This window comes from Microcystis sp. M061S2 (assembly GCF_020245605.1).
Lineage (GTDB): Bacteria > Cyanobacteriota > Cyanobacteriia > Cyanobacteriales > Microcystaceae > Microcystis.
The window spans coordinates 1-9,585 of record NZ_JADBUP010000063.1; the positions used below are offsets into that span (position 1 = coordinate 1).

At 50.6% G+C, this 9,585-nt stretch carries 4 protein-coding genes; all 4 read left to right on the plus strand.

Annotation, left to right across the window (positions count from 1 at the left end; all coding sequences use genetic code 11):
• Positions 1 to 342 precede the first annotated feature (342 nt).
• The 4 genes from rpsT to IM475_RS11560 all read left to right on the plus strand — a co-directional run bounded on the left by rpsT (position 343) and on the right by IM475_RS11560 (position 9,254).
• Complete coding sequence (rpsT, locus tag IM475_RS11545) at positions 343 to 636, plus strand: 30S ribosomal protein S20 (RefSeq protein WP_002737368.1); 294 nt, start codon at positions 343 to 345, stop codon at positions 634 to 636.
• Positions 637 to 686: 50 nt separating this feature from the next.
• On the plus strand, positions 687 to 1,466 hold the full coding sequence (locus IM475_RS11550) for a TatD family hydrolase (protein ID WP_287727634.1): 780 nt from the start codon (positions 687 to 689) through the stop codon (positions 1,464 to 1,466).
• 155 nt (positions 1,467 to 1,621) lie between these two features.
• Positions 1,622 to 4,933, plus strand: coding sequence for a DNA-directed RNA polymerase subunit beta (gene rpoB / locus IM475_RS11555; protein ID WP_287727635.1), 3,312 nt, complete (start codon positions 1,622 to 1,624; stop codon positions 4,931 to 4,933).
• 313 nt (positions 4,934 to 5,246) lie between these two features.
• A complete protein-coding gene (locus tag IM475_RS11560) occupies positions 5,247 to 9,254 on the plus strand; it encodes a DNA-directed RNA polymerase subunit beta' (protein ID WP_287727636.1) in 4,008 nt (1,335 codons plus the stop codon).
• Positions 9,255 to 9,585: the final 331 nt, after the last annotated feature.

The window sequence follows — 9,585 nt, forward strand, 5'->3', positions numbered from 1 at the left end:
GGAACCATCTTGACCGGTGATGCCGGTAATGAGGGCGCGTTTAGCTTCAGTCATCAGTAATTTACCTAATCGGAAAGAATAAAGACGATGGCAGGGTCTGACTGCTTATAGCACACTTTAGCCCCTCAGGACAAGTTTGGCCATTAGTTATCGGCACAGTCACGGCAAAATCCCCTTAACCTGAATTCAGGTTTGCCAGTCCCCTTAACCCTCAATCCTTCCCCGTCTCTGGGGTTGCCCCAATCTTGTCCAGAAAACTCTTGCAACAAATAGCACAAATCTGTTATTATGGTTTGTCTGTGTCCCGATTAACCATACCAGTATTGAGAACAAGAAACGACTGTGGCTAATACAAAGTCTGCACTCAAACGAGTCCAAATCTCCGAAAGAAATCGTCTACGCAACAAAGCGTACAAGTCAGCCGTGAGAACCCTGATCAAAAAATGTCTTGTCGCTGTCTCGGCCTACGGAGCCAACCCCAGCCCAGAAGGGCTAGAAAGCGCCCAACAAGCTCTATCGGAAGCTTACAGTAAAATCGATAAAGCCGTCAAGCGCAACGTCTTGCACCGGAACAACGGCGCTAGAAAAAAAGCTGGTTTAGCCAAAGCCTTGCAAAAAGTTAGCCAAGCTTCCTAAGAAACGAGTAAGCTGTAATCTGGACAGACGCAACAAGCGATCGGGGGTCGATGCAATTAATAGATACGCACGTTCATCTGAACTTTGACGTTTTGCAAGCCGACTTGCCCGCTATCTCCGAACGTTGGCGAAGTGTGGGAGTCGTTCATCTGGTTCACTCCTGTGTCGAACCAGAAGAGTTTGCAGCGATTAAAGCCATTGCTGATCAATTTGAGGAAATTTCCTTCGCCGTCGGTTTACATCCCCTAGATGCCCAAAAATGGCGAGATAATAGTGCCGAGCAGATCGAATCCCTAGCCCGATCTGATCGGCGCGTCGTGGCGATCGGGGAAATGGGGTTAGACTTCTATAAAGCGGATAACCAAGAGCAGCAAAAACAGGTGTTTTGGACGCAATTAGAAATCGCCCATCGTCTCGATAAACCCGTGATTATCCATTGTCGAGATGCGGCCCCGGTCATGCGGGAGGAAATCAGCGCCTTTCGGCAACAAGTGGGCAAAATTCGCGGCGTGATGCACTGCTGGACTGGCAACCCCGAAGAAACTCAATGGTTTTTAGATTTGGGTTTTTACATCAGCTTTAGCGGCATTGTCACCTTCAAAAACAGTAAAACCGTGCAAGCTGCCGCCCAAATTGTCCCCAGCGATCGCCTACTGATCGAAACCGATTGCCCCTTTCTCTCCCCCAATCCCCACCGCGGTAAACCCTGTGAACCCTCTTTCGTCTTCCATGTGGCCGAAACCGTCGCCCGTCTGCGCGGCGTTTCCCTCGAAACCCTAGCCCAACAAACCACCCACAACGCCCGCAACTTATTTCAACTCCCCAGTTAAAAAACATAGTTTATTAGCATAGAGCAGGGAATGGGGAAATTCAACTAAAACCCTAAAATCCCAACACCCTAAAACCCCATCACCCTAAAACCCCTTCCCCTCACCGCTCACTGATATCCGACCGTCGCTATCGTGTCATCAGCCCTTGTAACCCTATGAACAATCTTACCTTTAATCTCTTACCCGACCTCATCGAAATCCAACACTCCAGTTTTCGGTGGTTTTTGGAAGAAGGACTAATCGAGGAACTGAACAGCTTTTCCCCCATCAGCGACTATACAGGTAAATTAGAACTACATTTCCTCGGCCAGGACTACAGACTCAAAGAACCGAAATACAACGTCGATGAAGCCAAACGACGCGATAGCACCTATTCCGTTCAGATGTACGTTCCCACCCGTTTAATCAACAAAGAAACGGGAGAAAACATCGAACAGGAAGTCTTTATCGGCGATTTACCCCTGATGACCGAACGGGGAACCTTTATCATTAACGGGGCCGAACGAGTCATCGTCAATCAAATCGTCCGTTCCCCCGGTGTTTACTACAAAGCCGAAATCGACAAAAACGGTCGCCGCACCTACTCCGCTTCCCTGATTCCCAACCGAGGAGCTTGGTTAAAATTTGAAACCGACAAAAACGGCTTAGTCTGGGTCAGAATCGACAAAACTCGCAAATTATCCGCCCAAGTTCTCCTGAAAGCGATCGGATTGAGCGATAACGAAATCTTTGACTCCCTACGCCATCCCGAATTTTACCAAAAAACCCTCGACAAAGAAGGCAATCCCAGCGAAGAAGAGTCCCTCCTCGACCTCTACCGCAAACTACGCCCCGGAGAACCTCCCACCGTCACCGGCGGACAACAACTGCTCGAATCGCGCTTTTTTGACAATAAACGCTACGATCTCGGTCGCGTTGGTCGTTATAAACTCAACAAAAAACTACGCCTCAATGTCCCCGATAACCAGCGCGTTCTGACCACCACCGACATCTTAGCGGCGATCGACTACCTAATTAACCTCGAATTTGACATCGGCAACACCGACGACATCGACCACCTCGGCAATCGTCGCGTCCGTTCCGTGGGTGAACTGCTACAAAACCAAGTGCGAGTAGGTTTAAACCGCTTAGAAAGAATCATTCGGGAACGGATGACCGTCAGCGAATCCCAAAACCTCACCCCCGCTTCCCTAGTCAACCCGAAACCCCTAGTAGCGGCGATTAAAGAATTCTTTGGTTCCTCGCAACTCTCCCAGTTCATGGATCAAACCAATCCCCTAGCGGAATTGACCCATAAACGCCGCATTTCCGCCCTTGGACCCGGCGGTCTCACCCGGGAACGGGCCGGTTTTGCCGTGCGCGATATTCACCCCTCCCACCACGGTCGCATTTGTCCGGTGGAAACCCCAGAAGGTCCTAACGCCGGTTTAATCGGTTCCCTGGCCACCTACGCTCGCGTCAACGACTACGGTTTTATTGAAACCCCCTGTTATGTGGTGGAAAATGGCCGAGTCCGCTATGATCTCCCCGTTAAATACCTAACCGCCGACGAAGAAGACGATCTGCGGGTGGCTCCCGGAGACGTGGCCACCGATGAAAATGGTTATATCCTCGGCGAAACTATCCCAGTGCGCTATCGGCAGGAATTCTCCACCACTTCCCCCGAACAAGTGGACTACGTTTGTGTTTCCCCCGTCCAAATTGTCTCGGTGGCAACTTCCCTGATTCCCTTCCTCGAACACGACGACGCTAACCGCGCCCTCATGGGTTCTAATATGCAACGACAAGCAGTCCCCCTGCTGCGTCCCGAACGTCCCCTTGTGGGTACCGGATTGGAAGCACAGGCCGCTCGCGACTCTGGCATGGTCATCGTTTCGCGTACCAATGGGGTAGTTTCCTACGTCGATGCTAACCGGATTCGCATCAAAGTGGCGGATGAAGACAAAGAGATTTTCGGCAAGAGCGAGATCGAGTACGAAATTCAGAAATATCAACGCTCTAACCAAGATACCTGCCTAAATCAGCGTCCTTTAGTCTATCAAGGTGAACAAGTTGTTCCGGGGCAAATCCTCGCCGATGGTTCCGCCACCGAAGGAGGAGAAATCGCCCTCGGCCAGAATATCCTCGTCGCCTATATGCCTTGGGAAGGCTATAACTACGAAGACGCGATTTTAATCAGTGAAAGACTGGTGGCACAAGATGTCTATACCAGTATCCACATCGAAAAATACGAAATCGAAGCCCGTCAAACTAAACTCGGACCGGAGGAAATCACCAGGGAAATTCCCAACGTCGGTGAAGATGCCCTGCGAAACCTCGATGAACGCGGCATTATTCGCGTCGGTGCCTGGGTAGAAGCCAGCGATATCCTCGTCGGGAAAGTCACCCCGAAAGGCGAATCAGACCAACCTCCTGAAGAAAAACTACTGCGGGCAATTTTCGGCGAAAAGGCACGGGATGTACGCGATAACTCCCTCCGCGTCCCCAACGGCGAAAAAGGCCGGGTAGTGGATGTGCGGGTATTTACCCGCGAACAGGGGGATGAATTACCCCCCGGGGCTAATATGGTGGTGCGGGTTTACGTTGCCCAAAAACGCAAAATCCAAGTGGGCGATAAAATGGCGGGTCGTCACGGCAATAAAGGGATTATTTCTCGGATTCTGCCCCTAGAAGATATGCCCTACCTACCCGATGGTCGCCCCGTCGATATCGTTCTCAATCCCCTAGGGGTTCCCAGTCGCATGAACGTCGGTCAGGTGTTTGAATGTTTACTGGGTTGGGCCGGCGAAAATCTGGGCGTGCGCTTTAAGATTACTCCCTTTGACGAAATGTATGGGGAAGAAGCCAGCCGTTTAACCGTCCACGGATTGCTCGAAAATGCCTCGAAAAAACCTAATCGCGATTGGGTGTTCAAGGAAGAACACGCGGGTAAAGTCACCGTCTACGATGGTCGCACCGGCGAACCCTTTGACCGTCCCGTTACCGTCGGTATGGCCTATATGTTAAAACTGGTTCACCTAGTTGATGATAAGATTCACGCCCGTTCTACCGGTCCCTACTCCTTGGTTACTCAGCAACCCTTGGGCGGTAAAGCTCAACAAGGGGGGCAGCGTTTCGGAGAAATGGAAGTCTGGGCCCTGGAGGCCTACGGGGCGGCCTATACCTTGCAGGAATTGCTAACGGTGAAATCCGACGATATGCAAGGACGGAATGAGGCTTTAAATGCGATCGTAAAAGGCAAGCCGATTCCCCGCCCGGGTACGCCAGAATCCTTTAAGGTTTTGATGCGAGAATTGCAATCCCTCGGCCTCGATATCGCCGTTCACAAGGTGGAAAATGCCCCCGATGGTACTTCCCGCGATGTGGAGGTGGATCTGATGGTCGATGTCGGCCGTCGCGCCCCCTCTCGCCCCACCTACGAATCCTTAACCACGGAAGACCTTGAAGAAGAAGAATCGGAAGTGTAATTTCAGTTATCAGTTATCAGTTATCAGTTATCAGTGAGAAGTCAGGAGTCAGGAGTCAGGAGTCAGTCCCGATGAAAAAATTTTCACCCCCACAGATGAAAGAGGTTTCTTTCCCTACACCCCACACCCTACACCCTCTTTCCAGTCAGGAGACAGGAGAGAATTTTCAAGGAAAAAGCCAAAAAAAGGACAGTAAAGTAAAAATTTGCCTATTCCCCGTTCTCTATTCCCTGTTTCCTGTTCCCTTTTCTAACTGATAGCTGAATGCTGATGGCTGATAGCTAATAGCTGTTTACTTGTTACCCGGATCGAGATGTTTTATAACCAAACTGTTGACAAAGGAAAACTGAAAAAACTGATCGCTTGGGCCTATCAAAACTACGGTTCGGCGCGCTGTTCACAAATGGCCGATGAATTGAAAAACCTCGGTTTTCGTTTCGCTACCAAAGCAGGGGTTTCCATTAGTGTGGATGATTTAACCGTACCGCCGGCTAAACGACAAATGATCGAAAGTGCCGAACAGGAAATCCGGCAAACCGAACAGCGTTATGTGCGCGGGGAAATCACCGAAGTGGAACGCTTCCAAAAAGTAATTGACACTTGGAATAGTACATCTGAATCGCTTAAAGATGAAGTAATTCGCAACTTCCAAGTGACCGATCCCCTCAACTCCGTCTATATGATGGCTTTCTCCGGGGCGCGGGGTAATATGAGCCAAGTGCGTCAGTTAGTGGGAATGCGGGGATTAATGGCTAATCCCCAGGGGGAAATTATCGACCTCCCGATTAAGACTAACTTCCGGGAAGGATTGACCGTTACCGAATACGTTATTTCCTCCTACGGGGCGCGCAAAGGTTTAGTTGATACAGCCCTACGGACGGCAGATTCCGGTTATCTGACCCGTCGTCTCGTCGATGTGTCCCAAGATGTCATCGTCCGCGAGGCAGATTGTGGCACTAATCGTTATGTTGAATTAACTGCCATGACCGATGGCGATCGCGTGTTAATTCCCTTAAGCGATCGCCTATTAGGTCGTTCCCTGGCCGAAGATGTGGTGGTCAATGGAGAAGTGATCGCCACCCGCAACCAGATTATCGATGACGAAACCGCCGAAAAACTCGGTCAACTCGTCGATAAAATCAAAGTCCGCAGCCCCTTAACCTGTGAAGCGGCCCGATCGGTTTGCCAAACCTGTTACGGTTGGAGTCTGGCCCACGGTCATCCAGTGGATATGGGGGAAGCAGTGGGGATTATTGCCGCCCAATCGATCGGGGAACCGGGGACTCAGTTAACCATGCGTACCTTCCACACCGGGGGCGTATTTACCGGAGAAGTAGCCCGGCAAGTACGGAGTCCCTTCGAGGGAACCGTGCGTTTTCTGCCGGGGTTAAGTATCCGTAACGTGCGAACTCGCCACGGAGATGAACGGGATCAGGTGGAGGCACCGGGGGAAATTAAATTAACACCCAAGGATAAAACTAAAGAAACTGTCACCTACTCTTTGACTCCTGGTTCACTGCTATTCGTCACCGATGGGGCAACAGTAAGCGAGGAACAGTTACTAGCGGAAATTACCTCCGATAAAGTCCAAAAATCCACGGAAAAAGCCACAAAAGACGTAACCAGTGACTTAGCCGGCGAGGTGCTATTCTCCCAATTAGTCCCAGAGGAAAAAACCGATCGCCAAGGCAACACCACCCGCATCGCCCAACGGGGGGGATTACTATGGATTCTCTCCGGAGAAGTGTATAACTTGCCAACCGGGGCCGAACCCGTGGTCAGTAACGGCGATAAAGTACAAGTGGGGGATGTTCTGGCGGAAACTAAGTTGGTATCCACTAACGGCGGTTTGGTGCGTTTAGCCCCCAATAGCCGGGAAATCGATATCGTCACCGCTTCCGTGTCCTTGGATCAGGCAGAAGTAAAAGTAGAAAGTAGTGCCGGTCGGGAACAATTTATTATTCATACGGTCGATGGTCAACGCTTCCTGCTGAAAACCACTCCGGGGACAAAAGTACAGAATCATGCCATTGTCGCCGAGTTAATCGATGATCGCTATCAAACCCACACCGGCGGCATGATTAAATACGTCGATATCGAAGTCGCCAAAGGCAGCCGCAAACAGGGTTATGAAATCACTAAAGGCGGCACGATCCTCTGGATTCCCGAAGAAACCCACGAAGTCAATAAAGATATCTCCCTCTTACAGGTGGAAGATGGGCAGTATGTGGAAGCAGGGGAAGAAGTGGTTAAAGACATCTTCTGTAACTCTAGCGGTGTGGTGGAAGTTATCCAGAAAAATGACATCCTCCGGGAGATTATTGTCAAACCGGGGCTGTTATTTATGGATCTCGAACCAGAATCCTCCGGAATTGCCCAAGAACAGTTAATTTACCCCGGGACACAGTTAACCCCTGAAGTCACGATCGAGGAGTTACGGCAAGCGGAATGGGTGGAAACTAACGAGGGTTTGGGGTTACTACTGCGACCGGTACAGGAGTTCACCGTAGAAGACCAATCCACTTCTCCCACCCAAGGTTCCGCTAACCAAGAAGGAGGACGACATATCGAACTGCGATCGGTGCAGCGCATTTTCTTTAAAGACGGGGAAAGAGTTAAATCCGTCGAGGGTTGTCAACTGATCAGCACCCAATTAGTCCTAGAAATTTCTAGCGAAGAACCAGAATCGGTCTCCCATCTGACGGCCGATATCGAGTTAGAACCGATCGAGGACAGGGATTGTCAGCGTTTACAGTTAGTTATTCTGGAATCTCTGGTGCTGCGTCGGGATAGTGATGGTGATCCTTTAGGGGGTAATATTCAGACTCGCGTTCTCGTCCAAGATGGCGATGAAATTCCACCTGGAGCAGTGGTGGCCAGAACCGAGATCCAGTGTAAGGAAGTTGGAGAAATTCGCGGGATTCGCAAGGGTAGCGAAGCGGTGCGCCGTCTTTTAATTGTGAGTGACCGTGACGAGTTTACTCTCCCGATCGCCGTTGCTCCCACCGTCAAAGCTGGGGATCTGGTAATCGCCGAAACCGAGATCGGTGCCGGAGTTCTAGCCCCCAATTCCGGTCAAGTGCTGGCCGTTGAGAAAACCGCCACCGGCTACGAAATCCGTCTGCGTAGCGCCCGACCCTACCGAGTATCGGCGGGGGCCATTCTGCACATCGATGAGGGAGATCTGGTCCAACGGGGCGATAATTTGGTGCTGTTGGTGTTTGAGCGCTCGAAAACTGGGGATATCATTCAAGGTTTACCGAGAATCGAAGAACTGCTCGAAGCGCGTAAGCCGAAAGAGGCTTGTGTCCTGGCACGCAAACCGGGATTTTGTCAAGTGGAGTACCAAGATTCTGAGATCGTCGATATTAAGGTGGTCGAGGATGACGGCACGATCAGTGAATATCCGCTTTTAGGCAGTCAAAACCCTCTGGTGAGCGATAATCAGCGTATTGATGTGGGTCAGGCGTTAACCGATGGTCAGGCTAATCCGCACGAGATTTTAGAGGTGTTCTTTAATTATTATGTGGATAGCTTGGGCAGTTACGAAGCGGCCTTGAAAGCCTTGGAAAAAACCCAGATGTTCCTCGTTGATCAGGTACAGTCGGTCTATCAATCCCAGGGGATCGATATTGCCGATAAACATATTGAAGTGATCGTGCGTCAGATGACCTCTAAGGTGCGAATCGATGACGGCGGCGATACCAGTATGTTGCCTGGGGAATTGTTGGAACTGCGACAGGTGGAGACGGTAAACGAAGCCATGTCAATCACCGGTGGGGCGGCGGCTAAATATACGCCTGTACTACTGGGGATCACCAAAGCCTCCTTGAATACCGATAGCTTTATCAGCGCCGCCTCCTTCCAAGAAACCACCCGCGTCCTCACCGAAGCGGCGATCGAAGGCAAGTCCGACTGGTTACGCGGTCTCAAGGAAAACGTGATTATCGGTCGTCTGATTCCGGCGGGTACTGGCTTCAATTCCCACGAAAACACGGCGGGGATCAGCGATTACACCCCCCCAGAGGAGGAATATAACTACAACAATCGTAGCTATTACGCTGCCCCCGGCGCGATCGGCTTCCCCCCCCGTCCCGGTTTCGGCGATAGTAGTGACGATAGCGATATGATTCTTGACGATCAAACCGCTCGCGCCTACGCTGAGGGTGATGTGGTCGATTTAGAGGATGATGAAATGGCTTTCCTCTCCTCCCGCGGCAGCAGTCGCTTTAGTCGCCAACCAATAAGCGATCGCTGGTCAGCAGCTGATGAGGAAGGGGAGGAGGACGATTTCGAGGAGGATTACGAAGAAGAAGAATAATCGTCTGTCGAGATATTACAAGGAGCAGCGGGAGACACGGGGAGGCAAGGGCAATTTTTCTAGAGAAAAAGCCTTGTTATCCCCCAAAAATCTCCTGCTTCTCTCCCCAAACTCCCTAATTTTCTGGCTAGCTCATACTAAATCTGGTTATTAAAGACTGATTATCTATTGCCCCTTTTGCCTGTCCTCATAAGTAGAGCTTGCTGAATAAATCTAAAAACCTTGTTGGGTAAGACTTTTAGACTTTTTGTCAATCAAAAAGTAGCAAATATGGGAGTGATCGGGGGGAAAATTCAGGGACTTTTTCCCTGAAAATTAGGTAATTGACCCC

Coding starts and splice junctions, on each gene's coding strand:
- IM475_RS11550 (WP_287727634.1), top strand. CDS start 687: ATGCAATTAATAGATACGCACGTTCATCTGAACTTTGACGTTTTGCAA.
- rpoB (WP_287727635.1), top strand. CDS start 1,622: ATGAACAATCTTACCTTTAATCTCTTACCCGACCTCATCGAAATCCAA.
- IM475_RS11560 (WP_287727636.1), top strand. CDS start 5,247: ATGTTTTATAACCAAACTGTTGACAAAGGAAAACTGAAAAAACTGATC.